At 58.5% G+C, this 25,928-nt stretch carries 28 protein-coding genes; 18 read left to right on the top strand and 10 right to left on the bottom strand.

All coding sequences use genetic code 11. The features are described from left to right. The first annotated feature begins 25 nt into the window (after positions 1-25). The 7 genes from CTP10_RS41065 to CTP10_RS41035 all read left to right on the top strand — a co-directional run bounded on the left by CTP10_RS41065 (position 26) and on the right by CTP10_RS41035 (position 6,473). Positions 26-547, top strand: coding sequence for a hypothetical protein (locus CTP10_RS41065; protein WP_116321304.1), 522 nt, complete (start codon positions 26-28; stop codon positions 545-547). 9 nt (positions 548-556) lie between these two features. Beyond that, positions 557-856, top strand: a complete 300-nt coding sequence (locus tag CTP10_RS41060; RefSeq protein ID WP_147316234.1) for a hypothetical protein — start codon at positions 557-559, stop codon at positions 854-856. A 5-nt stretch (positions 857-861) separates the two neighbouring features. After that, the gene (locus CTP10_RS41055) at positions 862-2,289 is read left to right on the top strand and encodes a DNA topoisomerase (protein ID WP_158577683.1); all 1,428 of its coding nucleotides are present in this window, start codon (positions 862-864) and stop codon (positions 2,287-2,289) included. A 10-nt stretch (positions 2,290-2,299) separates the two neighbouring features. After that, positions 2,300-3,484, top strand: a complete 1,185-nt coding sequence (locus CTP10_RS41050; protein ID WP_158577682.1) for a GNAT family N-acetyltransferase — start codon at positions 2,300-2,302, stop codon at positions 3,482-3,484. A gap of 47 nt (positions 3,485-3,531) precedes the next feature. Next, complete coding sequence (locus CTP10_RS41045; RefSeq protein WP_116321300.1) at positions 3,532-4,227, top strand: ankyrin repeat domain-containing protein; 696 nt, start codon at positions 3,532-3,534, stop codon at positions 4,225-4,227. 14 nt (positions 4,228-4,241) lie between these two features. Beyond that, positions 4,242-5,204, top strand: coding sequence for a hypothetical protein (locus CTP10_RS41040; protein WP_116321299.1), 963 nt, complete (start codon positions 4,242-4,244; stop codon positions 5,202-5,204). A gap of 297 nt (positions 5,205-5,501) precedes the next feature. After that, complete coding sequence (locus CTP10_RS41035) at positions 5,502-6,473, top strand: zeta toxin family protein (protein ID WP_116321298.1); 972 nt, start codon at positions 5,502-5,504, stop codon at positions 6,471-6,473. A 649-nt stretch (positions 6,474-7,122) separates the two neighbouring features. Here the strand turns inward: CTP10_RS41035 and CTP10_RS41030 are convergent. Further along, positions 7,123-8,541, bottom strand: coding sequence for an IS5 family transposase (locus tag CTP10_RS41030; protein ID WP_233528222.1), 1,419 nt, complete (start codon positions 8,539-8,541; stop codon positions 7,123-7,125). A 291-nt stretch (positions 8,542-8,832) separates the two neighbouring features. Beyond that, the gene (locus CTP10_RS41025; RefSeq protein ID WP_147316233.1) at positions 8,833-9,150 is read right to left on the bottom strand and encodes a hypothetical protein; all 318 of its coding nucleotides are present in this window, start codon (positions 9,148-9,150) and stop codon (positions 8,833-8,835) included. Positions 9,151-10,084: 934 nt separating this feature from the next. Between CTP10_RS41025 and CTP10_RS41020 the strand changes: the two genes are divergently transcribed. Beyond that, complete coding sequence (locus CTP10_RS41020) at positions 10,085-11,146, top strand: hypothetical protein (protein WP_116321296.1); 1,062 nt, start codon at positions 10,085-10,087, stop codon at positions 11,144-11,146. Between the two features lie 283 nt (positions 11,147-11,429). On the opposite strand, the gene CTP10_RS41015 is transcribed toward CTP10_RS41020, so the two are convergent. Both CTP10_RS41015 and CTP10_RS41010 read right to left on the bottom strand, forming a co-directional pair. After that, a complete protein-coding gene (locus tag CTP10_RS41015) occupies positions 11,430-13,226 on the bottom strand; it encodes an ATP-binding protein (protein WP_116321295.1) in 1,797 nt (598 codons plus the stop codon). Continuing rightward, positions 13,223-14,422 (bottom strand): SIR2 family protein, encoded by a 1,200-nt coding sequence (locus CTP10_RS41010; protein WP_116321375.1) that lies wholly within the window; start codon positions 14,420-14,422, stop codon positions 13,223-13,225. Before CTP10_RS41010 ends, CTP10_RS41015 begins: the two co-directional genes overlap by 4 nt. Before the next feature lie 253 nt (positions 14,423-14,675). Here CTP10_RS41010 and CTP10_RS41005 point away from each other — a divergent pair, with 253 nt between their 5' ends. Both CTP10_RS41005 and CTP10_RS41000 read left to right on the top strand, forming a co-directional pair. Next, the gene (locus CTP10_RS41005) at positions 14,676-15,305 is read left to right on the top strand and encodes a transposase (RefSeq protein WP_233528221.1); all 630 of its coding nucleotides are present in this window, start codon (positions 14,676-14,678) and stop codon (positions 15,303-15,305) included. A gap of 612 nt (positions 15,306-15,917) precedes the next feature. Beyond that, positions 15,918-16,262 carry a DUF1330 domain-containing protein gene (locus CTP10_RS41000; protein ID WP_233528220.1) on the top strand — a complete coding sequence of 115 codons (345 nt, stop codon included), beginning with the start codon at positions 15,918-15,920 and terminating at the stop codon, positions 16,260-16,262. A gap of 115 nt (positions 16,263-16,377) precedes the next feature. On the opposite strand, the gene CTP10_RS40995 is transcribed toward CTP10_RS41000, so the two are convergent. Then, complete coding sequence (locus CTP10_RS40995) at positions 16,378-16,605, bottom strand: hypothetical protein (protein ID WP_116321293.1); 228 nt, start codon at positions 16,603-16,605, stop codon at positions 16,378-16,380. A gap of 1,001 nt (positions 16,606-17,606) precedes the next feature. Here CTP10_RS40995 and CTP10_RS40990 point away from each other — a divergent pair. Further along, positions 17,607-17,882: a hypothetical protein gene (locus tag CTP10_RS40990; RefSeq protein WP_116321291.1), complete on the top strand. Its 276-nt coding sequence runs from the start codon at positions 17,607-17,609 to the stop codon at positions 17,880-17,882. Positions 17,883-18,006: 124 nt separating this feature from the next. Further along, positions 18,007-18,741, top strand: a complete 735-nt coding sequence (locus tag CTP10_RS40985) for a hypothetical protein (RefSeq protein WP_116321290.1) — start codon at positions 18,007-18,009, stop codon at positions 18,739-18,741. Between the two features lie 54 nt (positions 18,742-18,795). On the opposite strand, the gene CTP10_RS40980 is transcribed toward CTP10_RS40985, so the two are convergent. The 3 genes from CTP10_RS40980 to CTP10_RS40970 are packed head-to-tail and all read right to left on the bottom strand — an operon-like array spanning position 18,796 to position 20,455. Next, entirely contained in the window at positions 18,796-19,530 is a 735-nt protein-coding gene (locus CTP10_RS40980; protein WP_116321289.1) for a hypothetical protein, read from the bottom strand. Positions 19,531-19,544: 14 nt separating this feature from the next. Continuing rightward, positions 19,545-20,039 (bottom strand): hypothetical protein, encoded by a 495-nt coding sequence (locus CTP10_RS40975; RefSeq protein ID WP_147316232.1) that lies wholly within the window; start codon positions 20,037-20,039, stop codon positions 19,545-19,547. A gap of 14 nt (positions 20,040-20,053) precedes the next feature. Next, entirely contained in the window at positions 20,054-20,455 is a 402-nt protein-coding gene (locus CTP10_RS40970) for a hypothetical protein (RefSeq protein ID WP_116321287.1), read from the bottom strand. A gap of 233 nt (positions 20,456-20,688) precedes the next feature. Here CTP10_RS40970 and CTP10_RS40965 point away from each other — a divergent pair, with 233 nt between their 5' ends. Genes CTP10_RS40965 through CTP10_RS40940 form a run of 6 tightly spaced genes read left to right on the top strand, consistent with a single transcriptional unit; the run spans position 20,689 to position 24,798 of the window. Then, positions 20,689-20,961, top strand: coding sequence for a hypothetical protein (locus CTP10_RS40965; RefSeq protein ID WP_116321286.1), 273 nt, complete (start codon positions 20,689-20,691; stop codon positions 20,959-20,961). A gap of 5 nt (positions 20,962-20,966) precedes the next feature. Next, the gene (locus CTP10_RS40960) at positions 20,967-21,410 is read left to right on the top strand and encodes a plasmid fertility inhibition factor family protein (protein ID WP_411860284.1); all 444 of its coding nucleotides are present in this window, start codon (positions 20,967-20,969) and stop codon (positions 21,408-21,410) included. Positions 21,411-21,439: 29 nt separating this feature from the next. Further along, positions 21,440-21,907: a hypothetical protein gene (locus CTP10_RS40955; protein ID WP_116321284.1), complete on the top strand. Its 468-nt coding sequence runs from the start codon at positions 21,440-21,442 to the stop codon at positions 21,905-21,907. Beyond that, positions 21,904-22,398, top strand: coding sequence for a hypothetical protein (locus CTP10_RS40950; protein ID WP_116321283.1), 495 nt, complete (start codon positions 21,904-21,906; stop codon positions 22,396-22,398). Before CTP10_RS40955 ends, CTP10_RS40950 begins: the two co-directional genes overlap by 4 nt. 15 nt (positions 22,399-22,413) lie before the next feature. After that, positions 22,414-24,219 carry a DNA cytosine methyltransferase gene (locus CTP10_RS40945; RefSeq protein ID WP_116321282.1) on the top strand — a complete coding sequence of 602 codons (1,806 nt, stop codon included), beginning with the start codon at positions 22,414-22,416 and terminating at the stop codon, positions 24,217-24,219. 36 nt (positions 24,220-24,255) lie between these two features. After that, positions 24,256-24,798, top strand: a complete 543-nt coding sequence (locus tag CTP10_RS40940; RefSeq protein ID WP_116321281.1) for a hypothetical protein — start codon at positions 24,256-24,258, stop codon at positions 24,796-24,798. Positions 24,799-25,019: 221 nt separating this feature from the next. On the opposite strand, the gene CTP10_RS40935 is transcribed toward CTP10_RS40940, so the two are convergent. Beyond that, positions 25,020-25,505, bottom strand: coding sequence for a GNAT family N-acetyltransferase (locus CTP10_RS40935; protein ID WP_233528219.1), 486 nt, complete (start codon positions 25,503-25,505; stop codon positions 25,020-25,022). Then, complete coding sequence (locus tag CTP10_RS40930; RefSeq protein ID WP_116321374.1) at positions 25,459-25,803, bottom strand: type II toxin-antitoxin system TacA family antitoxin; 345 nt, start codon at positions 25,801-25,803, stop codon at positions 25,459-25,461. Before CTP10_RS40930 ends, CTP10_RS40935 begins: the two co-directional genes overlap by 47 nt. Positions 25,804-25,928: the final 125 nt, after the last annotated feature.

Raw genomic sequence — 25,928 nt, 5'->3', positions numbered from 1 at the left:
GCCTAGCCAACATTAAGAGACCACGATGAATAGGAAAACTGAACTGATCCACGAGATCGCCGGATGGTCGGATGCTGACTGGGAGGAGGTCGTTGCGCACAGCCCAGTGCTGGAACAGCGGCTGCGTCGCGCGCTGAGCGGGCAGGGGACCGGTAGTGGTCAAGCCACATACTCTGACCTGGTGGGCGCCCTCCGCGACATGGAGGTTGCCAATGACAAAGGCCACGACCTGCCGTGGGGAACCGTCCGGCAAGCTTTACGCAGCGTTGACGCCAAAGCAGCGAACCCGCTTGATCAGCTGGAGGGCGGGCAGCTCGAAGCACTGTCTCGGTTTCGAGATGAAGCCGGCACGAGATGGAAGTCCAAGCTCCTTGCCGGATGGGTACGCGCCGCACATCCCGGCCATCTGCAGGCGATCCGGAACCAGCTTGGGCCTGAGTGGTTGGCCACCGTGAAGGACGACCATTTCCTCCAGGTGCAAAGGCGAGTCGACAGCAGTCCGAACCACGCGAACGATACGGCGCAAGCGCCCCGTCCGCGCATGTAAAGGATGCCCATGAAGATCACTGAGACCTACAAGAGTATCGCGGCCCTAATCGGGATTCCGCTCGCAGAAATGGGTACGCACGCGCAGGCGTGGCTGCAGCCTGGCGTATTCGCTCAGATGCGCCTCAAGAGTGGCGAGCCCGAAATGAGTTGGTCGATGTATGAGGACGACGCCGAAGGGGCCACATTCCACGGCGTGGCGCGCGTGGATGCCGAGGCCGAAGAGGTGGTGTTCCGCGACGAAGACGTGCACACCAACTTTCTGCAATTCTGCGAGGCAGTCCGGCTGCTTGCAGCGAAGCAGGGATGACTGCCATGCGCGTCTATCTGACCGAGAAGCCCGATGTCGCCAAGCATGTTGCGGAGTTCTTTGGCTACGAGCGGCGCGAATCCGGGGCCTACTGGCTCAAGAACGGTGATGCCGTGACGTGGATGATCGGCGACATGTTCGATCAGGGTAAGCCGGAGGACTATATGAGCGAGTCTCAGAAGGCGCTCCGCGGCTTTGCGCAACTGCCTATTCTGCCGGAGGCCTTCAAGGACTTTCCTGACGCGCAGAAGCGCGATCAGTTGCGACACGTCACCACCCTGCTGAAGCGAGCCGACGTCGTCGTCAACGCGGGCGATATCGACCGGCAGGGGCAGTACATCGCCGACAAGACGATTCGCTACGCCGGTGTTGACCCCAGTGGGAGTGGCAAGCCTGTTGAGCGAGTTCTGATCAAAGCGCTCAATCACGCGTCACTGGCCGGGGCATTCGCGCACAACGCCGTTCGGAACAATGGCGAGAGTCAGTTCGTCCTGCAGCGCCAGGCGGGCGATTCGCGCGCCAAGGCGGATTGGCTGGTTGGCATGAACGGCTCGCGGGCCGTGCGCGCAGCTGTCAATGCCAGCCTGAAAAAGTCACTTTCGGTGGGGCGTGTTCAGACGCCGACCCTCGCACTAGTCGTGCGGCGGGAGATGGAGATCCGAAACTTCAAGCCGGTGGCGTACTACGTGCCTGAAATTGCGCTTCCGGACGGTCGGGTCCTCATCTGGTCAAGCCGCAAGGAAGGGGGCGACATGCGCGGCATTGACGGGGAGGGGCGCATCATCGATAGGTCAGTGGCGGAAGCCATTGTCAGCGCGATCCAGGCGAGCCTGGACGGCGTCGTCAGCCGCTACGACTCAATTGAAAAGGAGCAGGCTCCGCCATTGCCTTTCAACCTGGCGAAGCTACAGTCGGAAATGTCCGCGAAGCATGGCATGTCGGCCAAGGAAACATCCACCGCCACGCAGTCCCTCTACCAGAATCACAAGATGGTGTCGTACGTGGGCACCGACTGCCAGTACCTGCCGGAGTCCATGCACGTCGAAGCCCCCGCTGTCCTGAAGGGGATTTCCCAGATCTACACGAAGCTGGCCAGCGGCAGCAGTCCCAGCATCAAGTACGCATGCTGGAACGACGCCAAGGTGTCCGCGCACCACGCGATTATCCCGACAGGTGAGATCGCATCCGGTCTATCCAAGCAGGAGCAGCAGGTCTTCGACGCGGTCGCCCGCCGCTACATGGCCCAGTTCTACCCGAAGCACAAGTTCATCGACAACAAGCTGGAAGCCGAGTACGGCTCGGACGTTTTCGCCTCATCTTGGAAGCAAGCGACGGTGCAAGGCTGGAAAGCCGTTGACGAGCCGCACGATGAAGACGCCAAGGCGGAGGACTCGCCAGCAGATCGCGCGACTTCGCGCATGCGCAATACCTGAGGCCAAGTCCATGGCGCAGCCGATCCAGATCCACTCGATTCACCGCGGCACGCATCACGGCCAGGACGACTACACGGTAGTCGCAAGTATCGGCGATGTGCGTGTCGGCCATCTTGACTACTCCTGTTATCAGGGCGTTCCGAGCATCGCATTCATCGAAGTGTCTCCCGATCATCGACGGCGCGGGATTGCGACGGCACTTGCACAAGCACTGCAAGCGGCGCACCCACAGCAGGAAATCGAGTTTGGGATGCTCACTGCAGATGGGGCGGCCTGGCGGCACTCCCTCCCAATGGTTGCGATCCCCGATAAAGTTGTCGCCGAGGCTAATGCGGAGCTGGAGCTTGCCAGGCGGGAGCGCGAAGCGCTGCTCAGCAAGGTCAAGCTAGGTGAGCGCGCCAATTTCGACCGCATTAATGTTCTGCACGACCGCATCGATGAGATCGAGCAGGAAGTGTTTGGTAAGAGCGCCGTCAAGCAGCTCATTGCAATCACCAATGACGAATCGAACATGGAAAACAAGGAAGCCATGACGCGCGGCGATATGTTGCAAGCAGCGGCACTCCAGTTGGAGCCGCTTCGTGCGAAGCTGTTCACCGCCCACTTGGATGCCAGTTTCGAACAGCCCGGAGAGCGGGTGCAGCTCGAGCGGCATTTCAACGCAGAGGCGGGTTACTCAGACGATGACGTTGCGCGCATCCGGTCCTTGAAAGTTGGCGAGTCATGGACATGCCCCGACTACGGCCCATCCCACACCGTCACCCGTCTGCCCGACGCGGAGATCCCAGAGGATAAGTCGGAATACATCCGCAAGTACCTTTGGCCGATTACTCCGGGCGATGCCAAGGAAGCGCAGCATGTACTCGACGGCTTCGAGTCGCGAGCCCGAGTGGAAGCCGGCATTGTGCGTTGGCTCAGTAATCGGCAGGTGCCTCCTCAGCCCGTCCTCGATCTATGGAAGTTCGCAGGCAAGCCTTTCGAGATTGAAAGGAGCGCAAAGGCCCGCGACACCGAGATCTCAGATTTCCTCGCCCAGTATCGCGCCATTAACGCAGGGCGCAAGCCGTCCCAAGAGCAATTCTCCGAGATGCGGTCCGTCTTCGGTCAGGCTGCGCAGCCGATGAACGTTGTTACGGGCGATCAGTACGACCTGGAGCGCGAGCAGATAGTCCAGCGACCCCGGATGAAGCCTTAATTACAGTAACTCCAGGCGCGCAGCGCGCCATCAACTGGAAATCAAGCATGTTCAAGACAAAGAAGGATAAGCTGTTCGAGGCGGCAATCGAAGGCGACCGTGACGAGATTCTCCGGATCATGGAGGAGGGCGGGTTCGATGCGAACGTCAAAAGTTCACTCTGGCGCGGCACGCCGATCCTGGCCTATGCCATCCTGAATCAGGACCATGTTCTGGCTCAGCATCTCATCGATAAGGGGGCCAACGTTCGGGCGGTGGTAGATGGCATGCCGTTGCTCCATATGGCAAAGGATGCGAAGAGCGTCCATATGCTGATCGAGGGCGGCGCTACGGTGATGGCTCGCATGGAGAAGGAATACCCGGGCCTGTCCAAGGGAGCAACAGCGCTGCACAAGGCTGCTCTGAACGACAACCACGAGGTTCTCAAGGCGCTCATCGATTTCGGGGCAGAGATCGATGCTCGCGACTCCTATGGGCACACACCGCTGCATTTTGCGGCGAGCAGGAGCATCCTGAACTCGAAGGCCCTAGTAATGGCTGGTGCTGATCCGGATGCAGAGAGCAAGAGCGGGGTGACGCCATCCGCTCTGATCATGCGAACGTTCGGTTTCGCCAAGTCGGCGGATGCTTGGCTGCGCGAGCGGGCCGCGGCGCTCACTACATCGGCGCTGGCGCGCTTCCGAGCCGGTGGGGATGGTGTCGAGCATGCCACCCACTCCAAGCCATCGGCTCCCCGCATGTGAACCTGGTGAAACCGATGAAAACTAGTTCTATTACCGATGATATCGCCAGCGCCGACGCGCGCCTCAAAGACGCGGGCTTGCCCACATACTCCCAGCTGGCAGGGGCACTGCAAGCTCTGATGAATTACACGGGGGGCTGGGATAAGGATCTCGCTCATCCCTGCGGCAAGGCGGCGCGGGTGCTTTCCCGCCTGGCTGACAACGGAAGTATTCCCGAACAGCTGGAATCGGTTGAGTACACGTCGGCGATGGGAGGGGCAGCGCAACGCTACATTGAAGAGTGCTGCCGGCTGTCGGACGGCCGCTACGCCATCATGCCGCCCTCAATGCCCGGGTCGTTTCGATGGGAAACCCTGTTTGAACGAATGATGGACGCTTCCCCGGGAAGCGCGGTCGCGGTCAGCGAGTCTCTGGACAGCACGCCGGTCATTGACCTGAAACATGTCTCGTATGACCGTATTCTGGACACATACAGCAAAGCCTATCCTGACCTGCCACCCGAAGTCATGGCCAATGACATCGTCGGCCACGTCTGCGAGTTGGTTGAACGCAGTGCCGCGCACGAGGATCGTCATGCCGGCGAGAAGCTCGAGCGTAAGTTGGTCGACGTACATCCGCTGCCCAACGAGGAGGCCCTCGAAAAATGGGACGGCTTCAAGGATAGGGCCATTGAAGGTGGCTTTGGCAGTCAGCAAGAAAGGGTGGCGGGTCTGATTAAGGCCGGCGCAACCAAGGCCAAGCTAATCCAGTTCTGGCGGGAGACCAAGCATCTGAGCTGGCCGAATAGCTACGGGCAATCGCCTTGGGAGACAGCCTCGTCTGTGGGGGCGGCCTTGGATGCCGCCCTTCTGGGCGGAGCCCTCAGCGCTTACCACCGAGGACTGGTGTATGTCTTTGACCGCACCCAGGCGGCAGCAAGCGCCGGACTGGAGCAGGATGTAACGCAGAAAAATGACCAAAGGAGGCCTAAAATGTAAAGTAGGAGGCACGCTCCATTTAAGTTCTGCGAGCGTGCTTAGCCGGACGGGCCTATAATGAAACCCATAGGCGACATGGAGGTGCAAAATGGCTTCAAAGCTGGCCCAATTCGTTATGAGCAAGCAGTTCGATGACCTGTTTGCGCGTGGCGTGAAGAAAGCAGCGGAAGAGGCGCGAGCTGCCGGTCTACCACCGGCTGGCGACCAACGCGTCCTTAAGGCCAAGGCCCGTCGTGCGACTGTGGTGTATGAGGCCCCGCGCCCGACCACACCCAAACGCAAGACGCCGCGAGTTGCATGACAACAATCGACAAGACGCAGCAACAAGATCCCCCTTTTGAAACCACGGTCCTGTCTTTTGCAGGACCGAACGGTTCTGGCAAGACAACTGCCAGTCGCGAAGTCCTGGAGGCGTCAGGGCTTCCGCCCGAAGCCTACATCAACGCTGACGATATCGCGAAGACGCTCGAGAGCGAAATTGCGGACTATGACGAGCGGAATCGGAAGGCCGCGGCAATCGCCGAAGAGCGCCGACTTGCCGCCCTCGAAACCGGGGACTCGTTTGCATTCGAGACCGTCATGTCCACGCCGGAAAAGGTGGCTTTGCTCACCCAGGCAAAGGCCAAAGGATACGAAGTTCTCCTCGTATTTGTGGCCACCAATAATCCCGAGATCAATGTCGCGCGTGTAGCAAATCGCGTCAGCCTCGGCGGCCATGCCGTGAAACCTGACACCATCCGAGATCGCTACTGGCGGGCCTTGGAGCTACTGGCGTGTGCGGTCGAGCAAGCAGATATGGCTTTGGTGTACGACAACTCCTTGGATGACGTAAAGCCGGTAGTCGTCGCAAGGAAGGCGGACGAGCGATTGGAGATCGAGGACGCGGAAGACCGTGACGCAGACTGGATCCTCGATGCATTGGAGAGGCCTTGGCAAGCTCGCCTCAATTCCCGTTCTGTTCTGATGGACCTTGCGGTTGAACATGGGGCGGATCCCGAGGACGTTCAGCATTTGCTTCGCCCTGCTCTTGCCGAAAACGGAGCTGATTACATTGGCCTAGTGCTCGCTCACACTGACCACCATGTACTTCAGGTCGGCGCAAAAGGCCAATACATACTGCACGACCGCCAGCTGCTCGCGACTGACGTCATCAAGGATGGTGCCTGGCAGTGCCTTCAATATAGGTATTCGAAGGGCAAAATCGACCGGTCATCACTTCTCAACGTTGCGGCGCCTGAAGAGAGGGCCGGATCTCGCCCCAAGCCGTAAGGAAGCAAGTACCCGGCGAGGCCACCGTTACCGCTGCCAGCCGGCTTTACTCCCCTCGCCATCAAATCGTGGCAATTCATAATTCCGATGCCTGGCGAGTGAGCATGGTAAACACCATTTGGTTGGTCGAGCTGACGATTATGCCGGATTTTCCGCTGCTGGGTGCCCCGCGTAGGCAAGGTCACGACGCACGCGCAACCGTGCAGCAGCAACGGTGGCGAATGCAACAAGGAGATGGTCGGTTCCTATTGCGCGGTGCCACACCATCTATACGGATCTGTCAGGTTTAGCTCAGCCCCTGAACCGGTACGGCGTAGTAGACGTGACGTTGGGAATCGGAGTTCTCCGGACTGCGTTGTCCGGAAAATCAATGACTTAACAGCCAATTCCGTTGCCGCTCGCCCGCGCCCCGAAGCGGAAATGGCTGGACTGCCATCACGAGAAGCGCGAATTTAGCTGGACTGCAATGCAGGCTGCCACGAACTCCCAGTCAGGCTCGCACCCACACCAGCATGCGGCGAAACGTCGTTTGCCACCACGGCCTAGAGTCAAAGTCCTTCTTTGTCAAATAACTTAGTCGGCCCTCCAAAATTCACTTTCCCGGTTTGGAGGGCGTCACTTTGCGGGTGCTGACTCGCGCGCTATCGCATCAAGAACGCGCCGCGAGGTATCGATGGCAAGAGTCAGAGCAAACACATGCGGCAAAAAAGAAGGGCAAAAATGCCCCACGGGCAATGGCGCGCAGTAGCCAGCGGATGTTGAACCCCGCGGCACATAGCACCGCATGCAAGGCGTCTCCGCTTTCTCCTTTCAGCCAGCATCTGCGCATGCCGTGGTCCGCCTTGGTGTGTCCGATAATGGGTTCGACCGCCTGACGGCGTTTGAGCCATCGGCGCTGTCTTGCATCGAGAGACTTGGCTTTGCCGCGGTGGATGACTTTTACCGGTGCCACCTCCGCATCCACACCGCGGAACCCAAGGTCGACGATGGCCGTGTGCGGCCTTGGAGCGCCGGGCAACTCTTGCAGCAAGATGTTGGTCTGCTCGATCTGGGCCATCAGCGTATGGCCGTCATATGGGTTGCCAGGGAAGCTGCGGGCGCCCACGATCAGTCCCTGCTTGGCGGTGATCGCCAAGCTGACCTTCACGCCGAATTCATACGGCTGGCGAGCTTTCCCTTTTCCGATGCATTCGACCTCCGGTGTGTGCAGCGCGTACAACTTGCTCTTATCCTTGGGCTGCTGCCGGCAGATGCGCCAGGCACGCTGAAGCCAAAGACGCAGCCCCTCTTGTTGACTCTCTGGCAGCGCCGCCATCTTGCGCTCGATGTCGCGCAGCACACGGCCGAGCACGGTCCGCTGTCGTTTGAGCACGCGGCGCAGACGCCGGAATTGCTTCGCGTGCGCATAGCCGCCGGCACGGCGACGCAGGTGTTTGCCCTCACGCGCAAAGGTCTGTTTGAGCACCAGTCCAGCGCGTTGGGCAAGCATCACGACCTTCGCACGTGCCACTTCGAGCAGACGACTATCGGTCGGGTAGGCAACGGCCTTCTCCTGGACCGTCGTGTCGACGATGATGCGATCGAATTCGGCCGGCTTGACCGCCTTCATCTCTACCGCAGCCGCAATGGTCGCGGCCAGCAGTTCCTCGACGCCGGGTTCGCCCAGCGCCTGGCGAAATCGCACCAGATTGGTCGGCGAGCATGGCAGGCAGGCCTGGAAATATTCCTCACCGCAGAAGTACTGGAAGTACACGTCCTGTGCCCAGCGCTCACATACCGATTCGTCGCTCTCGTTATAGGCCTGCTTCAAGTACAACAGGCCTACCAGCAAACGAATAGGCAGACGCGAACGTCCCGCTGCACTCACACCCGCACCAGCCACTGCCAACGTCGGTCCGAACAGATCAGCATCCACAACCGTTTGACCATCGCGTGCCTTGCGCTCTAAAACAGGCGCCAGACTGACTTCAATCGCGTCCCATGGCATGCGTTTGGCCAAGACCGCCAGCGGGTGGCGCAGGTCGATCATGGCGTCCAGGCGGCTGCGAAAGAAGTCCGGTGTGCTCATCGATTAGCCTCGAAAACTTCCAGAAATCAAATCGAATCATATCGATTCCGGGAGTTCTGTGGTCCTCTCAGAAACCCCAATCCCTTGCCCGGCGCGGCTTCACGGGATTCTGCAGGGCCGACTACTTATGTTTGTCATCGTCCGTTGCCGACAGACGCATGCTACGCGCGCACTATCGAGTGCTAGTCAGACTAGGGATTTCATGGTTGCCCACTTCTTCCTTCACATGCTTCCAGCAGCCGCGCTACTACGTGAATTCGTTGGACTGCACCCTTTCGTTCAGCGCCATAGTCATTCGGGCTGCTTGGGATCCGCAGGCGTTACATGCGATGAGGCGAATACACCCTTTAGAAAAAGCCCCCCGAGAAGAAGCAGTGCTGCACAGCCGAGCAGCGCGTACTTCGTTGGCAAGTAGATGTGGTCAGAAAACTCGTTGCCAGGGATTTCTTCGTAGAAGTTGATGCGAAGGCAGACTAGCAGCAATCGAAGAAAAGACTCGTCGGCGCCCCAGCCTGCATGGCAAGCATTCTCAGAGAAGACAACTGACGTGAGCGCCATGATGATGGATACCGCGATCATCAGAGTACCAATTTTCTTATGCCTTTCCATCTCGTGTCTCTCCCTTGGATCTAACGGTACACCACCTAACTATTTCCGAAGCGCCAACCGCTTATGGTCATTCACTGCCAGAGGTTTCTCCGACACGATTTTTCCACCACTGATGACATGCCCATCCAATGCCAACTGTTGCGCCGACCTCAATAAACAGCTGTGCATACGCGGCGACACTTCCGGATAACCCCCTGAAAGCCAGGTGCGAGAGCGCGGCTAGAACCGTTAGGATCATAAGCGCCATTAGCCATGCAAGGAACGAGACCCAGCCTCTCCTTGTGAACCCGGCGTTCCAACCGCCCGCATACGTAGCTTGGCCAGCCCAAATGCCGATGAGCAAGGAAAGTCCCAAAGTTGCAAGTCCAAAGGAGGTTGTCAGTGATTCTGTTTCCTCTTCGTAGCTGTAGCGGCCACTCCCGTGCGTAATTGTCGTCGGTCCGTCCAAGTCAATAGACGTCGGCACCCCTAGCGCGGCGCCCGCTAACGTGAGCGCAACGCCGACCGCGATGACAACAACGAACCCTACGACCCACCCAAGAATTTTCCGCATATTGGCCCTAGCTGTTAGCCGCTGAAAGAAAGTCTAACTTATTCGCGTACGCCCCAGTCTGGCCACGTCAGCTTGTTCCCGTCTGCGACCCTTAACTGCCGGTGAACATGTAAGCCAACTGTGGCCGCTCTTGAGCGTTTACCGGTCGTCGGAGGCGACGACGCCAGTCGGCGTCGCCTCTCCACGGAACGGCTTTCGCTTAACCGGCCGAGCAGGTGGAATTCTCAGCCTTGTTCATATCGCCCGTTCGCAAGAGGGCTGTCAAGCCGGTGGATGCGGCCGTCAGCCCGCGCAGAGAGGGGTGCAAAAAGGGAAGGCAGTTCAGCTACACTGCCAGTCGTTGCGAATCTAGCTCGCCAGGTAATCTATAACCTCACCAAAATGAAAATCTTCGCTAAGGCTTCGTTATTAGCCATTGCCCTGCTGGTGGGCAATGCCGATGCCATGACATTCTCCGCTCCGAAGCATGAGGCGTATGACGCGCTGTCATGGATCAATCGCGGGGGCGGCGAAACGAGAATCTACGCGGACGGTGAGATTACCTCGTCCACGGCGATGGACTTTGAGCGGTTCGTCAAGGCAAACAATATAACCTCCGCGACCGTGCTGTTTAATTCCCCGGGCGGATCCCTGTTTGGTGGCATACAACTCGGCACCAAAATCCGCAGCCTCGGATTCGACACGGGCATCGCGACGTATTCGCAAGGCCAGATGGTTGAACGGGGATATTGTGCGAGCGCGTGCGCCTACGCGTTTGCGGGCGGTCGTGGGCGATACTTCTCAGGCAAGGAGACAAAGCTCGGGCTTCATCAGTTTTCGGCCAAAAGCACAACGATAGACAATGGCACGAGCCAGGAAACGAGCGGTCTCATCGTGGCATATCTACAGAATATGGGCGTCGATGCCTTGGCATTTTCGGCGTCAGCCTCAGTGCGTCCTGAGGACATTCTTTGGTTGACCGCGCATGTTGCGGCGAAGCTGCGATTCTCGAATAACGGGACACAGCCGGCAACCGCGGAGCTGAAACAGGCGCAAGGTGCAACCTATTTGAAAGTGGAGCAGGAGTATACAAACTGGAGTGCCCGTTTCCTGTTCACGTGCTTTGATGGAAAAATGGGGTTGGGCGGTGGGCTGGTCACCACTGAAGCGGATGCCAAAGGTAAATTCGAGTGGGCCACAAACTCGTATTTTACGTTCGACGGAACAGAGATTCAGCCTCAGAGAAAGGGGGCCACTGCGCAGGGGCTCCAGCGCAGGGAGTCCGTCGTGTGGGTACATCGGGAATTGCTATCCGCCGAAATGCGGACCTTGTTGTCATCCAAGACCATTACCGCCTGGATTGCCGCGGACGGGGCCGTGGGATACACGGCCGCAGTCGACATCAGCGGCGTCAAGGGAAAGATTCAGGACTACGCGAAGAACTGCTACACCGCCAGGCGGTGAGTAGTGGAGGACTGGCGGCGAAGGGCTCACTGCTGCGCGATGGAACGCACGATCTCGCCAAGCGGCTTCGTCGCCAGGAGAGCTCCCGAAAGGAAGATGGGACTTTTCCTCCCTGTTCAGAAGCCTCTAGCAGTGGCCCGGCTTTCTTGTCGCAGGTCAGCACAACGTCACCGAAGAGGATGCCGCCGCCACGGCTGCGTCCGCCTGGTTGCCGAATAGAACGGCGCCGCCTTCTTCCCATCCACCTCAGCGAATTGCATCGCCGCCCCTCCCAGTCGATGACTCAAACCAAGACCGCCGGGGCCTCGCTCCATAGCCTTTCAAGGTCAACGTCCTCGCTGGCTGGCTGCTTTCCGCTCGGCAAGCGTTCCACCTGGATGACCATCGGAAGCTCAAACGCGGTTCCAGTGACCACGCAGCACCCTTGGGACAGCCCAGGGATGAGACTGCGCGACACGGCGTCAAGCGTAGAGATGGTGTTGTCGATGAGAAACAGGTCTCTGTCGTTCACCAAGCGATGGATAAAGAAGTTGTGCAACTGCGAGACGATGGTTGGCGAGATGTCAGCCGGACGTTGGCTAGCAATCGTTACGAAAATGCCGAACTTGCGGCCCTCCTTAATGATCTCCTCGAAGAGTTCGAGGCGATAGTCCTTCCAGCTTTCACTCTCTCGCGTTGACTGTTCAGAAAGGATGTTGTGCGCCTCATCGACTATAAGATGGACGGTCCGGTCTGGAGGGCTGGCCACCGCCGATTTATGGGCGTTGTAGTAGTGCTTCGCAAACAGGAGCGGCAGAACCTTCTTGACATCGTTGTTGCATCGGCGCAAGGAAATCACAGTCAAGACCCTCTCGTCTTCTGCGGCATTAGCTATGCGCAGCACCCGGCGCATGCTCTTCAGCGAGGACTCCACGCGCTTGAGAAGGGGTTGGATGTGCTCGAATTGGACGTACCCAGCATTCAGGTCGGACATCAGCTGCAGATTGATCCGCACAATCAGCTGGTCGAATTCATCTAGGCCAGACGTGTCCAGTGCGTCCACAGTAGGAGCGATATGGTGGTCATAGTTTTCACCGTCCGTATTGAAGAACACACCGTTGAGGGCGAATCTTCCGCCCCGCTGATGCCAGATTACCTGTCTTAGCAAATCATCCAACGCCTGGAAGTTGATTAGCCGCGCAACGACCCGCATTAGATCAAGCGTTGCAGGCCTGACCTCGCCCGCACAAAATGCTTGCCGGAACTTACTCTTCGCATATGTATCAAGCGAACCTGGCCTAGCCTCGAATCGCGCCTTTCCAGTAAGGACGCGGCTTAGGAACGGGCGCTGGGTGTTCAGCGTGGCCTGGAACAAGAGCGAAAGGGTATCAAGGTCCCAGAATTCGGTAGAAGCCAAGGGAAACTTGTCCCCCGCATTGGCATCGCCAGGTTGCTCTTGAGTCGAGAGCTGATACACCGTCTTATGCGCCGTAGGTGCGAGTTGTTCGCCCCCATATTCACCGTTGAAGTCGAGGATAACGAAACGGCTCTTTCCCTCGATGCGCGGCAGCTTTTGGTCAAACAATACCGTGTAGAGCTTGGCGAGCGTGTTCGATTTTCCGCTGCCTGTGTTCCCAAATATGCCGATATGGCTGTTGAACAGCCGCTTCCAAGGCAGCCCGACTGCAATCTCTTCCTTGAGCATCTGCCCGATCTTGAAGCTGCTGTCGGCCTTGCGGTCGAAGATGGATCTAATGCGCTCTTCGGGCAAGAGGTAGGCCGCATCCTGGATCATCGGCAGGAACTTGATGCCCTGTGTGAAGCCGGTACGGTCGAAGAAGCCGATAGGCCTGGCCTCCACCTTGCGAATGAAGGTTGCTTTGCCATCTTGCGTTTCAACACGACTCTCGTCCAGGTATTCACCGTCAACCATGCAGATGATGTCTCGGAAACCTCGCTGAATCGACAGGTACTCTCGGATGGAGACGCCCTTGTACTTGTCGCCACCGTGGAAAAGTGTCTCTTTGCTGGACTGCTCGTCGATCTTCAGAACCACCTTGGTTCCTTGAACCGCAATGACCTCGCCAACACGAATACTCATTGGACCAAGTCCTCAAGGTCATCGTGCTCAGGAGGCACCGCGGCTGCTGCGGGAGGCGGCAGCGCCGACGCTGGCTTCGCGGCAACCGCCTCCGGCCAGACCAACACCCTCTCATTGAAGGCAGTGAAGTCCATATTTTCGCCGTCCAGAGCCAAACACTTGACGTTGCGGTGGCCTTTGAACTTGTCCTCCATGGCTGTGCGCTCCGAAGTGTTGTAGCAACAGATAAAGACCTGCAGCCCTGGGTTGGAGAGGGATCGCAGGACGAGGTTGAGGATGTGCTCGTCTGCGAAGGAGAAGCCGAACGTGATGAGCACAGCGTTTTGCTTCTCCAGCTCATAGCTGAGCAGGCGTAGCATTTGGTAATAGTGCTCCTCGTACACCGTCTCGTGAAATTTCCACTTGGTCGGGTTAACGATGGGCATGCGCTCGTACTTCGCCCAGAACGCCGCCAGCACCTCGTTGTCGATTCCAGTGTCCGGCAACTGAGCGAGTTCGGCATCAGGGTTGTTCAGCGCGGCTGAGAACGGCTGCAGCAATTCGGCGGTTTCAGCGTCAAGCAGGTCAGCACGGTTCTCCGTGTCGTAGCGGACCTGGATCGCCGACCCTGCCTTGCTCCAGTACACCGACCCGTGGAGATGGATTAAATTTACTTGAGGGATGCTACTTTGGTAGCGCCCTAAGACGCCTGCCTGGCACAGGTACGACCCAAAGTTGCGGGCCTGCAAGATGCGCTTGCTGAAACCGCGCGCACCGTCATTCAAAACGAAGTCGGTGCGCCCTTCCTTGATCAGTTCGTCGGCCACCAGCGGGAAACACCCGTCGTAGTTCGTCGTGAAGAGATTGCAACGCCGGTCCAGTGCCTTGCGGCGACTCGCCATCTCCAGCGCCGTGGTCAGGAAAGCCCGGTAGTTTTTGATGGTCTCGGCACCCGCCGCATTGCCGACAGCGGCTTGGAGGGTGAGCCGTTCCGCAGGTCTGATGCAGGACGAGTAGTAGTGCATGAACAGCGGCACGAGGCGCCGACGGTCACCATCCTCCTGCTCGAACTTAGTCGCCAATTCCTCAAGCGAGTACCGCGCATCGTCTACACCTGTTCGCATTTGAAGCTGCAGCGTCGGCAGCAGGCCAAAGGACGCCCCCGATCCGAAGAGGAAGTTGATATCCTTATCGTAAATGTCTCCAATTGAAATCACTTGCCTCTCCCTGCCCATTTTATTCGTGGCATGAATCGTGCCATGAAGCGAGGTTTTTGGGTACTGGCGGTTCGCAGGGTGTCTCGCACCCAATCCAATTCAAGATAAGCCGACAAGATAAATCGCAATTTGCGCCAAGAACGCTTGACAGGTGCCGAGGTTCGAGTGGCCGCCGCCCTGCTTGCGCTGGCTGTTTGGCGCAAGCAGGGCGGCGGCCAATAGGGGATCGTTTCCCGATCCTCGCTTGGCTCTGATGCCCCTGTCCGATCTGTTCGCTACGCTTACCCAATATCTGCACACCCAGGTCTTTCACGATCTTGCCCGTCATGTCGAATATCCGGCTGCATTCACTCGTCAGCGTAAGCTCACCCTGCCAACACTTACCCCCCAGACCGTTCGGCTGATCCGGCAGATCTCGCCAGCCGGCAAGGTGCGCGTGCTCATCACCAATCTGCTCGACATGCAGCGCTATCCGGCGGCCACCTTCCGCGATCTCTACCATCAGCGCTGGCGCCTCGAGGAGGCATTCAAACGCCTCAAGCACCGCATGGCACTCGAACATCTGTCTGGCCTCTCACAGTTGGCCGCCAGGCAGGACTTCGGCGCCAAAATCCTCAGCGACAACCTGCACGCCCTATGCTGCCTCAGCGCCGCGCAGGAGCATGAAATCGACTCGGACCATCGCATCAATCGAACCTTCGCCATCACCGCTCTCAAACCTGTCCTGTCCGCGGCGCTGCTCGGCTTGCGATGGGCCAAGGCTGCTCTGAATGAGACCTTGGCCTTGATCGCAACACGTACCCATCGCGTGCGACCGGATCGCGCTAAGCCACGTCCGCCTCGCCACAAACCTCATCGACATGCTACTTACAAGGCTTTTTGATGCCTATTTGTTGGTGCTTATCTTGGATGGATTGGTATCGCACCCACCCAGCCGGCAAGTCGCCTCATGCAACCAAGGTTGCATCGGTGATTCGACAGCAGTCTATGCTCGAAACGCAGCACGAGATGGCATGAGGTTTAGCGAACGGTTATTTCTTGCTGCGCCAGTTCATACGACAGACCGCGAATGTCTCAGATCAGTCAGAAGCAGCCCTCCCAGCGTTCGTGCTAATTGGCTGCTCATGCCGGTCTCGGCCGGATACCCGCCGCCAGACTGCGGTCGTCTCTGACAGTCCATTACGCCCGTTCGCTCCTTACCCCAAAGGCCACTGCGGGGTTGACGCTGCCGAGGAGTTCAAGAAGTGCCTTAATAGGTTCAAGGTTCCGGCTGCTGAGCAAAAGGAATTGTTTGATTGATATTGTCGGCAAGGCGAAAGCGGGTATCGTAGTCAGGAAATGAGCCTTGACACGGCAGGACATTGGGCGTGCGGAGGTCAGAAGGCCGTTGGGCGATTATGCCCAGTGGCATGGCCAATCCTCGACTTCACGGCAGCGCCGCCTACAATCATGCAATGACAAGGGGCCGTGGGACTACCGCGGAAAGGAGCGCGCCATGTCTGCATACCTGATTGCCGATGTCGATATAACAGACCCCGCCCTTTTTGAAGAGTACAAACGAGAAGTACCGGCTACTGAGGCGCGCTACGGTGGAAAATATCTAGGCCGCGGTGGTCGAACCAAGGTTCTCGAAGGCGACTGGCAGCCGCATCGTCTCGTTATTGTCGAATTCCCGGATATGGATTCCTTGATGGCCTGGTATGACTCGCCAGAGTATGCCCGCCTCAAGGCATCCGTGAAAGATGTGCAACGACAAGGATTATCGCGCTGGAAGGCATTACAGCCGTGGCGTCGTAGTACGTTTGTGGCCGGCCCTCGACAGTCGGTACTTCCTTCGTGAACGGTCTTTCGCAAATCAATCGCAAACGACCGTTCATGGTTCCCGACGCTAGCGGCAGTCAGACTGTCTCGGTCGCGGCGGCAGGCCAAGTGTGGTAGCCCCCGGCGCGGGCTTTTTATTGATCTTGCGACGCCAGCCGCCATGTCGGAATGCCGTCGTCGAAACTATCGAACCACTCCCGGATCGCGTCGGCCACAACGCTTGGATCGCAAGTGGCGGCTTCCGGAACGCATGCCCGAATGAGATCTTCGACGTCAAAGAGTCGTTCCGCCCGAGCCCGCCAGGCCTCGCGGTTGCGGGCGAGGATAGTGAGTTGCTGGTCGCGGATCGGGATGTAACGCATGGCGAAGACACGGGATGGAGTTCCCCGTATTGACGGCCGCCTCGCCGACTTCTTGAGCCATGCCCAGTGAGCAAACCGACCTACAGATCCTGGCTCAGTATCGGCGAGAGTTGCACGGCAGTCCAGCTAAATCCGGATTTCCAGTCCAGCAAACTGATCTGTAGTCCGGCTAATTCCGGTTTCCTACAGTGATGAGGATCTTCGGAGCAGCAGCGACTCTCTTGTTCGCGTACACTTGACGGAGTGTACAAGTACACACAAACTGCGCATATGTCGTCATTTTGTCCGGCGAGATGAGAAGAATCGCCACGACCGCAACGCAGAAACCCACCGCAGGTCAGCAATTACCTGACCGTGCAGTTCATCGAGCGGCGAGGTCAACCAACGGAGGGGGTACTTTTGAGCCGAAAGCACGTGCAAGCAAGCGGCATGGGGATTGACCGCAAGCCGACGAGAGACATACGTTCCTGCAGGTGTTGACGAGGTTGCAGGATTTGATCGGGCAAGCCGAGAGCGCCGTCTTGAGCGGCCGTGACAGATTCTCTATGGATAAGGCAGTGGCGGCGCTGCGAGAGGCGCATGAACTGTGCATCCTGGCGCGCTCCTTCGACCCTCCGACTGACGTTTTGCCGCTGGCTTCGGAAGGACCATTGCCGATAAGTGAGCCCCGGAATCGGGAGCGAATGCGAGAGTTGTGCGGGTTCGCGGGTTCCCAGGCCGAAGCAGCTCGCCTTATCACCAAGCACACGCACCGGCCTTGTAGCACGGACGCGGTGAAGTCGTGGACTTGCGACGTGCAGTCGGCACGCGCGAGGGTATGTCAGGACTGGGCGATTGAGGCGCTGGAGAAGGAACTGCAAAAGCTTAGAAAGCTTCCCTGACAGTCATCTGCGAATAACTTCCCGTATCGACCGAGCCAAGCGCTTTGCCCCGGACTTTTGGGGGGTAAACAAAGGCTCCGGGCAACCGATATAACGTCACGATACCAAAAGGACAATCCAATGAAGGTATTTCGCAATACGGAAACGACGTATGGTCTCGTCGTCACGGAAGCGACGGACAGTGCCGAACTTGACTGTAAGCGCCGCGCCTTGGAGAAAGGTGACGTGGGCAATATCGTACTGTTCTCTGTGCTTCCGCATGACATCAAATCGAGGCTCGACTGGAATGAGATTGAAATGGCGTTCTCCGCCTTTCCCCGTCACGGCCTGATTGTTGAGCATGTCACGCCGGACCAAGTCAAACAAATCCCCAAGAACATCACGATCCTCAAATGACAGTATTGGGGCCGCGCGCAGCTTCTGTTGGGTTGGGTCGCGAGATGTGTAGCTCGAATACATGGCCCTTCCAGACCAGCAAATCTGGACAGGGCACCGACAACAAGTAAATTAGAGGCATTCGATGGAAAGCAAGGTTTGGACTGCTGAGGACGCCGTGCGTTGGATCAAGGGGCACGCGCGTGTACAAGTGCTCCGTGCGCTGCCGCCGCATGGCGGCGCGGTGACGATCAACGATCAGCGCTATGCGCCAATTGCCGTGGGGCTGCGTGCGCTGTATCTGGGAAATTGTCGCTTACCGGGAGGGCATGAGTTACGTAGGGCAGATTTCCCGCAACTGGTGGTTGACCCTGACTGCATCACCACTGCAATCTTTGCGCTGCATGGCCCCCACGCTCAGCCAATGATTGCAGGGGGTTACCACAACACTCCTGATGACTGGTTCCTCAGCTTTCGCCTACCGTGTGAACTGCGCGGCAGCGACTTCCGCTTTGACGCCACCACGTTTGGTGTCACTGTTGAGTTGGACGATGGGCAGTGGACTGGCAAGGTTGGTGCGGCGATTCAACAGATTCGCGCCAATCACCCTGAGCTATCGGAATGGGACGACCTTGCTATCGGCTGCGCGTGGGGAGACTATTCGCGAGATATTTTGGAAACCAAATGGGCCGACTGGATTAATACCCGCGAGGACGCGTTTCTGGCGTACATCTATGTCCGGCAGGCCCATCCAGAATTTGACTTTGGCGGCTCCGGCCTGTTTGCTTCCAGTCTCTCCGACTATGCTCTGCAACTGCCGTGGGAAACCGGAGCGCCGCTGCCGGCCTTGGACCGCGACCTGATGTCGGAAGACAGCTAAACCCGTCATTTCAGCCTTAGTGTTTCGCTTGTGTGAGATGGCGCACCGCCATTTCTACTTCCTCAACTTGGTGGGGCTGGCGGCTGATGGCGTCGTGGCCGGGCTTTCGGCGAAGAGCGCGTTTTCCCAGACGGGCGATATAGCTGCGAGTTGCCGTAGCTTCTCATTTGGCTGCGTGAAAAGCGCCGCAAATCCGCGGCATTGCTCTGCTTCCTCTCTACCCGGATTCGATACTGCGGCCACCGGCCCGCCACCGCATCTTTGCCAGGTATGCGGCATGGCCACCGCGGCGAAAAACTGCTCTGCCTGCGTCAGCTCGCGCTGCAGGGCCACCTCGACCAGCTGGAGGGCGTCAGCGTCCACAATCGGCTGGGTCCATGGTGACAGAATCGTGATCGGGTCCGGGGATAGAAGGATTCGAGGGGTTACGTCGAAAGTCACCCCAATATGCAGGCGGCGGTATCCATCCTCGTTTTCCACCTGACTCATGACGAGATCCCCGCGCTGCAGGAACAGGATCTGCTCTCTGTAGTTCTGCACCACTGGCTCGTGTTCCAGGCGTTGCCCGTGCGGAATTCCGCTGGTCCGAGCCGTTGACAAAACCGCATCGTCGGATGTGAGCACCAGGGGAAACGTGTTTTCGAGCGCGGCCCGCGGAGCCTTACCGGTGCGGGCCTGCAGGATTCTCATTGCACCGATGTACTTGTCGACCGGCGTAGTCGTGGAGATCTCCCCGACGAGATCGCCATTGGGCGACGAGTAGAGGTGCACAGAGCGGGGAGGGAGCATTCGGTACCTGGTGACTAGATGCGAGGCCGCGATGCGCGCGGGCCAAAGTCAGCGTCTGCCTCGCGGGCGATCTGCTGGACCTTCACCGGATCTTGGTCGGTAGTCAGGATGTGATAGTCCAGCTTCAAAGCTTCGATCTTGGTGCGCTCCTGCTTGTACTCCTTGCGCAGCCCGTCTACTTCCTTCGCTGTTGACGCATTGAGCATTTCAAGCTTGATATCTTGTGCCCGCTCTTCCGCCGCCAGTAGCTTCAGATGCGTGTCGTAGAGGCTTCGCTGTGTTTGCCAGCTCTCTGCCATATTGCCCACGTACAGCTTGGCGGGGTCATAGTCGTTGCTCCCAACGCCGAAGGCCACTGCGCCGCTAAGCGCCACGACAGTCGCTCCAACAAATGCCTGTCGCTTCAGTTTGTCATGAAGTCGCAGTGCGCGAGGTGTCAGGTCAAAGTTTCGAGGAAGGTGTTGATCCTCGGCGAGGACCTTTTGCTGCAGCCGTTGCAATGCACGCATGGCGATCCTCCGACTCAGTGAGCGAGAAACTCGCGGATGTGCGCAAGTCGTCTGTGGAAGACTGCGTCCGGAATGCTCTTCTTATCCCGGAAGGCGTCGTCTTCGGTGTCTACCTCCGCCTTGACGATGGAGAGAGCGAGATCTCGCAGGGCCGGGGCATGTCTTGCATCCGAAAGCGATTTTTCGATCTCGGCCTGGAGCTTGGCGTCGCCAGACGGCATCACGATTTTTGCAGCGAGCAGCGCGCGCGCCGTCGAAGTGGTGACTCGATGCACCAGGTCGGTCCGCCGCAAGATTTCGGCACGGGAATGCGTCTCGTAGACGAAGCCGCTAAGCTTGGGGCCGAGCTGCGGGTCGAGAGCGATGAGAGCTTCCACCACCTCATGCGTTTCGGGGTCCGGCAACATGATTCGCATTTCTTGACTCCAGTAATCGATTTATGTATCGTAGCATCACTACGGAAAATTATAGCGTATTCGTTCCCTCACGTTCGCCGTTGTTCTCCGTAGGGTTTCGCGTTTTTACGCACTGTTTTGGCGGCTCTCCCTCCCCAGACCATGACCTGACCCGATTGGCTCTGCCTCGCTGCCTCCCACGCCCCAAAGCGACGAAACCCTCGGCTTTGGGGCTTCTTTTTTTTGGAGTCGTCATGAAACGACTGTACATCGATGTATCCAGCTCAGCAGAGGCAGAGTTGCTTGGCGGTTGTGTCAAGGTCATCAGCTATGACCGCCACGGCAACGTGACCGCGACGATCACGACCGAGAGCGCCGACAGCCTGGCAGATGCGCACCTTATGGCTGGGTTTCTTGAGCTGGAGCGCGCATCCCGGCTGCGGGGAGCTGTCTTCGAGCGCTACGAGATGGGGGGGCTGACTGTCATCCCGCGCTTTGTCACGTCTGGATCCGCGCTGAACTCGTGACCATCATGCTCAGTCAGATCTCCGCCTCATGCTGGCGAGTCACCCTCCACGCGACTCGAATTCCGGTGAGGGCTGTCGTATTCAAGCCCGATATCGAAGACCTGGTCGAGTGGCCCGTCATCGTGGTGTGCGCGGGAAAGTTGCTTTCCTGTTGGGAGCGAGACAGCTACATCGTTGGTCCCGTAGGCCATTGGCCCAGCTCCAAACGGGCCGGCATCGAAGAGTTTCTCAATGAGGAGGGAGGGGCGATTAATGTCCCCCGCGCTGGCATTTACATGCAGCAGGTCCAACGCTCCTGGTGGTCGCTCCGGGCCAAACCTCCCGCGCCCGTCGTCTCTTTCATCAACGGAAGGCACCGCACCCGGTATCTGATCGATGCCGGGGTGAACTCTCTTCCCATCCAGGTCCACGCAAGTCAGGCCGCGCTCCTGCGCGAGGTCTGCGCGTAGCCCCATACCGCTGGTCATCGGGAGTCTATATGTCCGAACAGAATGCCCCCATAACCCTGAGCCGGCGACTCGAGCTGGATCTGCATGCCGACGACTATGCGAGGCTCGAAAGAGCGGCGCAGGACGTGGGGCTCTCCATCGAGGAATACCTGTGCGTGGCCGCATCAAGATGGTTGGCCGAAGCACCGATGCCAGGCCAGTCGGTTCCATCGATGAAGCGGAAGCTGGAGTTACTGATGCACCCGGACGACTACTCACTGGTCGAACGGGCTGCTCATGCTGTTGGCTACACCGTAGAAGAGTACAGCCGCCTGTCGCTCCATCTGCAGAGCAGGGGGATGATCGAACGTGTGAAGCCATCCGTGATCGACAGACCCGCTGGTATGGTCCAACAAGTGGCGTCTTGGCTAACGTCTACTCCTCCCACGCCCGCCCACCCCCTTGGCCGAACGTTGCAGCGTATCGGAGAACGCAACAACGCGGGAGCCCCCTCATGAGTAGCAAGTACGTGGAACTGGGTGCGGGATTCTTTCTGACGGACGTGGACAGCTTCACATTCGAAATCTGCGACGCCAACTCGTCAGAACCTGACGTCTACTACGGCCCGCTTGCCTGGAATGGTGGCGTGGGTCCAGCTTCCTCCCGACGTCTAGCCCTGGTGGAGCCGTCCCAAGCCAATGCCTACCTGGCAGCGATGATGGCTTACGACAGAGACGAAAGCGAACACCCCGGTGATATGCCTTCCTGGCCGGCTACGGCAACAGTGTGCACGGCCGGATTGGAAGCAGGCCTCGCTGATCTCCATGGTCGCCAGTTCGACAGCGAAGAAGCGCTGGTCAAAGCGGTCCGTCGCCTGACGCGGTCTATGCCGCGGAAGATCTGGTCGGGATCGTCAAGTGCTGCTCGCCTGGAGTCTCTCAAGTTCGCCACGGAACGAATGCTCGGCAGCAACGCCGAGTCCATCAGCCGGTACGAAAAGATCCACTGACCACCAAAAACACCCATGGACGGCTATTTCATCAAGACAATTGGTGCCAACCGCGGCAAGCCGCGTGTTTGGCTTCAGGGCCTCGAGCTGGAGCGCGCTGGCTTCGGGCCAGGCCAGAGTTACGAAGTCGAAGTGAAGGGCAGAAGCGTGGTGCTCACGCTAAGCAAGGACGGAACTCGTACCGTGACACCGAAGCAGGTTCGATCCCGGACGATGCCCGTAATCGACCTGAACAGTAACCAACTGCTGGCTGCGTTCGATGGCATGGCTGCGATCCGGATGGTGGTCAAGGACGGCCAGATCTACCTACTGCCGTTGGCATCTGAGCTGAAGAAGCAGGAGCGCCTGCAGCGCCTGAGATCGCGCATGGAGAATGGCGAGCCGTTGCGCATCGGCAGTCTATCGCACGGCGGCGGCATCATGTCGCATGCCATACATGCAGGCCTGCAGCGGGCAGGGCTCAAGGCGAAGCTCGAATTCGCGAACGAGATCCGCCCCGAGTTGCTTGAGCACGCGTCCGAGTTCAATGATGCCTGGTCAGACGATACCGTCCCTCTCGCCGCACCCATGCAGGAGCTGGCTTTTGATGATCGGGGCCTGGCTCACATACCGAAGGTCGAGATTCTGGAGGCTGGCATCCCCTGTTCGGGAGCGAGCCGAGCCGGCACGGCCAAACGCGGCCTCAAACATCCCGAGGCGCATCCGGAGGTCGGGCACCTGGTCGTCGCGGCGCTCGTCATCCTGAACAAGGCTGCGCCGGCAATTGTCGCTATTGAAAATGTGCCGACTTACGCGAATACGGCGTCCGCTAGCATTCTCCGCTCTCAACTCCGCGATCTAGGTTACACCACGCATGAACGAATTCTAAATGGAAAGGAATGGGGTGCGATTGAAAATCGAGATCGTTGGTGTATGGTCGCTGTAACTCAGGGAATCGATTTCGACTTCGATCAGCTGATGCCGCCGAAAGCGATGCGCCAGGTTATTGGCGATTTACTCGAAGACATCCCAGCAGACGACGCTCGCTGGGGCACGATGAGAGGCCTTGTTGAAAAGGAGGCGAGGGATCTCGCCGCAGGCAAGAACTTCAAAATGCAGATCTACGATGCCAATGACGAAAATGTCGGAACGTTAACTAAAGGGTACGCCAAAATTAGGTCGACTGACCCGAAATTACGGCATCGAGACGATCCTTCGCTTATGCGTCAATTCACGGCAACTGAGCACGCGCGGTTTAAACAAATTCCTTCCCATATTCTAGGCGATGCATCTGAAACAATGAAGCACGAGATGGCCGGTCAATCGGTGATCTATGAGAAGTTCGCTGACGTCGGGCATCACATCGGCAACTCCGTGAACCGCTTTGCAGGGCGCCCAGAAGTGGAGATGCACAACCGGGTTGCCCGGGGTTTCGAGGATCGACTCGGCGTGGATCAGGAGGTCGCTCAGCTTGCCGCACAGGTTGTTGCTGACCTGCGGCGCGCAGAGCCAGGCGACGGTCGCTATGTCGGGCCGATTGTCGCCGTACGTCAGGATCTTGTGGTGCAGAAGATCGATGACGTGTCGGGCATCCTGCACCAGGCCGTGGCATTGCGTGAGATGCCGAAACTTGGCCAAGCAGTCGAAATTCGCTATCGCGACGGCTCCGCTGTCGTGATGGCCGCGACGAATACTCCCGGACTGCCTGCACCGACACCGACCGACTCGCCCGCAGTCCGCAGCGCCAAGGAGCGGCTGCGTGCCGAGATCGGGTCGGCCGCTATTCCTGACGACTACAACGCCTTCGACACGCTTCCCAAGTCCACCAGGCTACGGATGTAAAGCTTCCTGCCAACCACCTATTACCCAACTACACGTATGAGCGATTTCAGACAAATTTCCGTTGAGTTCCGAGACATGGAGGCATCAGAGGCTCGTGAGCGGCAGGCCGCGAAGGATCGGGAGAAAGCGGCGCGGGCACACATGGTGGTCCGTGCTCGCGAAGCGTTCGAAGAGGCTGGCATCTACCGCTACCTACGGGAACAGGCGGATGCTATGAAGCAGGAGGGATACTCCTGTCGGTATGCGCGCGACGTTGTCGATTTCCGCGCGAACGTGTCCATCGCCTTTGTCGCAAAGCAGGGCGAACATATCGAGGACCGTAGCCAGTTCGGGCCGGGATTCGCAGGGGAGACTAATACGCATACCCTGAACATCGTTTCCGATGCTGACGGCGCAGTCCGCTTCGAGACTTGGAACGAGCTTGAAAGCAGTGCGCGAAAGACCTCGGTGAAGGCGTTGAGCGACCTGACGTTGGACGACGTCAAGGAGGCGTTCCGGGGTTTCGTGCGAGAGGCGTTTGTTGCTCGGAAGCTGCACGACGACCGAAAGGCTGCTATCCGTCCATCCTATCGAGGCTAATCTCCCGTAGGCACGGGTCTGTGGCAGCGTCGATAGCCCGAGGCCCGTTTGATCGTGCGAACAACGGCGCCCTGAACGTAGAAGGCGACGTGACCTTCATGGAGTCGGGCGCGGGCGGTGCCGGCGCCGGCGGAAGAGCGACGCTTCGCGCTGCTCAACGGGTGAAGAAAACGGGGCTGGGCCGCGTGGAAGCGCCCCAGCCCGTTTATCAGCTGCCGCTCTTATTGCAAGAGGGTGCGCACCGTATGGAGGTGCAGGACCAGCCGGTAAGGGTCGGTGGTCAACGGCTCAAAGCCGTAGTGTTGGTAGAATTGAGCCGCGTTGTCATCGATGGCGTCGACCACGATGCAACGAATTCCGACCAACTCAGCCGTTTCGGCCGCCAGCTCGAGTGCATTCATCAGAAGGCACCCGCCGAGCCCCTGGCCCTTGTAACTCGCGTCAACGGCGAGCCGTGCCAGGAGCACCGCGGGTACGTTCGAGGGAAGTTTCTGGCCACCCATCCCCTCGGTGAGAACCGAGGTCGTGTTGATCGCATAATACCCAGCGATCTTGGTGGGTTCGTCGGCTGTTGTTGCGACGTAGATCTTGATCAGATCCTTGTCTGCTTGCTGGCGCGCCATCTGGCGCAGCCAAGCGTTCATTTCGTCGTTGCCGCAATCAAACGCTTTGCGGTCGTGGGACGAATTCAAAAGATGAATTTCCAATTTTCGATTTCCTGTAACGGGCCATCGCACGCTGCAGGGCTTCGTTTGGCGCGGGCGGGTTCTCGAGCATCGAGAGGAAGCGACGGGACTGCTCGGCCGTCAGCTTGATGACCCGGAGGGTCTCTTGATGATCGATCACCGCCTCAGCCGCGCGAAGCGCCGCTTGTACGATGAATTGGTTTAACGTACTTCCAGATAGGTCTGCAGCAAGCTGTAGAACCTCCTGGTTCTCTGCACTTAGGCGGGCTGTAATTCGCCCGCGGTCTTGAGTTGTCACGACCTCGTGCTTGTGTGCCATGGTTCTCATACCCCTTGTTTCCGTGTCCTTCTGCGCCTCCCGGCGTACGGACACGTCGCCCAACTTCGGGCGGTTTCGGTTGTCCGCCGATACGGCGGAGTTATAACCCCCTCGTGTAAAGCTCT

The sequence above is a fragment of the Cupriavidus sp. P-10 genome, assembly GCF_003402535.2.
In the GTDB taxonomy this organism is placed as follows: domain Bacteria; phylum Pseudomonadota; class Gammaproteobacteria; order Burkholderiales; family Burkholderiaceae; genus Cupriavidus.
This window is presented reverse-complemented; position numbering and strand designations above follow the sequence as displayed.

What these genes read in the sequence shown, in the direction of transcription:
- CTP10_RS41055 (WP_158577683.1), top strand. Translation starts at nt 862, where the DNA reads ATGCGCGTCTATCTGACCGAGAAGCCCGATGTCGCCAAGCATGTTGCG.
- CTP10_RS40990 (WP_116321291.1), top strand. Translation starts at nt 17,607, where the DNA reads ATGAAGGTATTTCGCAATACGGAAACGACGTATGGTCTCGTCGTCACG.
- CTP10_RS40945 (WP_116321282.1), top strand. Translation starts at nt 22,414, where the DNA reads ATGGACGGCTATTTCATCAAGACAATTGGTGCCAACCGCGGCAAGCCG.
- CTP10_RS41015 (WP_116321295.1), bottom strand. Translation starts at nt 13,226, where the DNA reads ATGAGTATTCGTGTTGGCGAGGTCATTGCGGTTCAAGGAACCAAGGTG.
- CTP10_RS40965 (WP_116321286.1), top strand. Translation starts at nt 20,689, where the DNA reads ATGAAACGACTGTACATCGATGTATCCAGCTCAGCAGAGGCAGAGTTG.
- CTP10_RS40975 (WP_147316232.1), bottom strand. Translation starts at nt 20,039, where the DNA reads ATGCGTGCATTGCAACGGCTGCAGCAAAAGGTCCTCGCCGAGGATCAA.
- CTP10_RS41035 (WP_116321298.1), top strand. Translation starts at nt 5,502, where the DNA reads ATGACAACAATCGACAAGACGCAGCAACAAGATCCCCCTTTTGAAACC.
- CTP10_RS40940 (WP_116321281.1), top strand. Translation starts at nt 24,256, where the DNA reads ATGAGCGATTTCAGACAAATTTCCGTTGAGTTCCGAGACATGGAGGCA.
- CTP10_RS41040 (WP_116321299.1), top strand. Translation starts at nt 4,242, where the DNA reads ATGAAAACTAGTTCTATTACCGATGATATCGCCAGCGCCGACGCGCGC.
- CTP10_RS40970 (WP_116321287.1), bottom strand. Translation starts at nt 20,455, where the DNA reads ATGCGAATCATGTTGCCGGACCCCGAAACGCATGAGGTGGTGGAAGCT.
- CTP10_RS41045 (WP_116321300.1), top strand. Translation starts at nt 3,532, where the DNA reads ATGTTCAAGACAAAGAAGGATAAGCTGTTCGAGGCGGCAATCGAAGGC.
- CTP10_RS41065 (WP_116321304.1), top strand. Translation starts at nt 26, where the DNA reads ATGAATAGGAAAACTGAACTGATCCACGAGATCGCCGGATGGTCGGAT.
- CTP10_RS41060 (WP_147316234.1), top strand. Translation starts at nt 557, where the DNA reads ATGAAGATCACTGAGACCTACAAGAGTATCGCGGCCCTAATCGGGATT.
- CTP10_RS40950 (WP_116321283.1), top strand. Translation starts at nt 21,904, where the DNA reads ATGAGTAGCAAGTACGTGGAACTGGGTGCGGGATTCTTTCTGACGGAC.
- CTP10_RS40960 (WP_411860284.1), top strand. Translation starts at nt 20,967, where the DNA reads ATGCTCAGTCAGATCTCCGCCTCATGCTGGCGAGTCACCCTCCACGCG.
- CTP10_RS41005 (WP_233528221.1), top strand. Translation starts at nt 14,676, where the DNA reads ATGCCCCTGTCCGATCTGTTCGCTACGCTTACCCAATATCTGCACACC.
- CTP10_RS40955 (WP_116321284.1), top strand. Translation starts at nt 21,440, where the DNA reads ATGTCCGAACAGAATGCCCCCATAACCCTGAGCCGGCGACTCGAGCTG.
- CTP10_RS41000 (WP_233528220.1), top strand. Translation starts at nt 15,918, where the DNA reads ATGTCTGCATACCTGATTGCCGATGTCGATATAACAGACCCCGCCCTT.
- CTP10_RS41050 (WP_158577682.1), top strand. Translation starts at nt 2,300, where the DNA reads ATGGCGCAGCCGATCCAGATCCACTCGATTCACCGCGGCACGCATCAC.
- CTP10_RS40930 (WP_116321374.1), bottom strand. Translation starts at nt 25,803, where the DNA reads ATGGCACACAAGCACGAGGTCGTGACAACTCAAGACCGCGGGCGAATT.
- CTP10_RS40980 (WP_116321289.1), bottom strand. Translation starts at nt 19,530, where the DNA reads ATGCTCCCTCCCCGCTCTGTGCACCTCTACTCGTCGCCCAATGGCGAT.
- CTP10_RS40995 (WP_116321293.1), bottom strand. Translation starts at nt 16,605, where the DNA reads ATGCGTTACATCCCGATCCGCGACCAGCAACTCACTATCCTCGCCCGC.
- CTP10_RS41020 (WP_116321296.1), top strand. Translation starts at nt 10,085, where the DNA reads ATGAAAATCTTCGCTAAGGCTTCGTTATTAGCCATTGCCCTGCTGGTG.
- CTP10_RS40985 (WP_116321290.1), top strand. Translation starts at nt 18,007, where the DNA reads ATGGAAAGCAAGGTTTGGACTGCTGAGGACGCCGTGCGTTGGATCAAG.
- CTP10_RS41030 (WP_233528222.1), bottom strand. Translation starts at nt 8,541, where the DNA reads ATGAGCACACCGGACTTCTTTCGCAGCCGCCTGGACGCCATGATCGAC.
- CTP10_RS41025 (WP_147316233.1), bottom strand. Translation starts at nt 9,150, where the DNA reads ATGGAAAGGCATAAGAAAATTGGTACTCTGATGATCGCGGTATCCATC.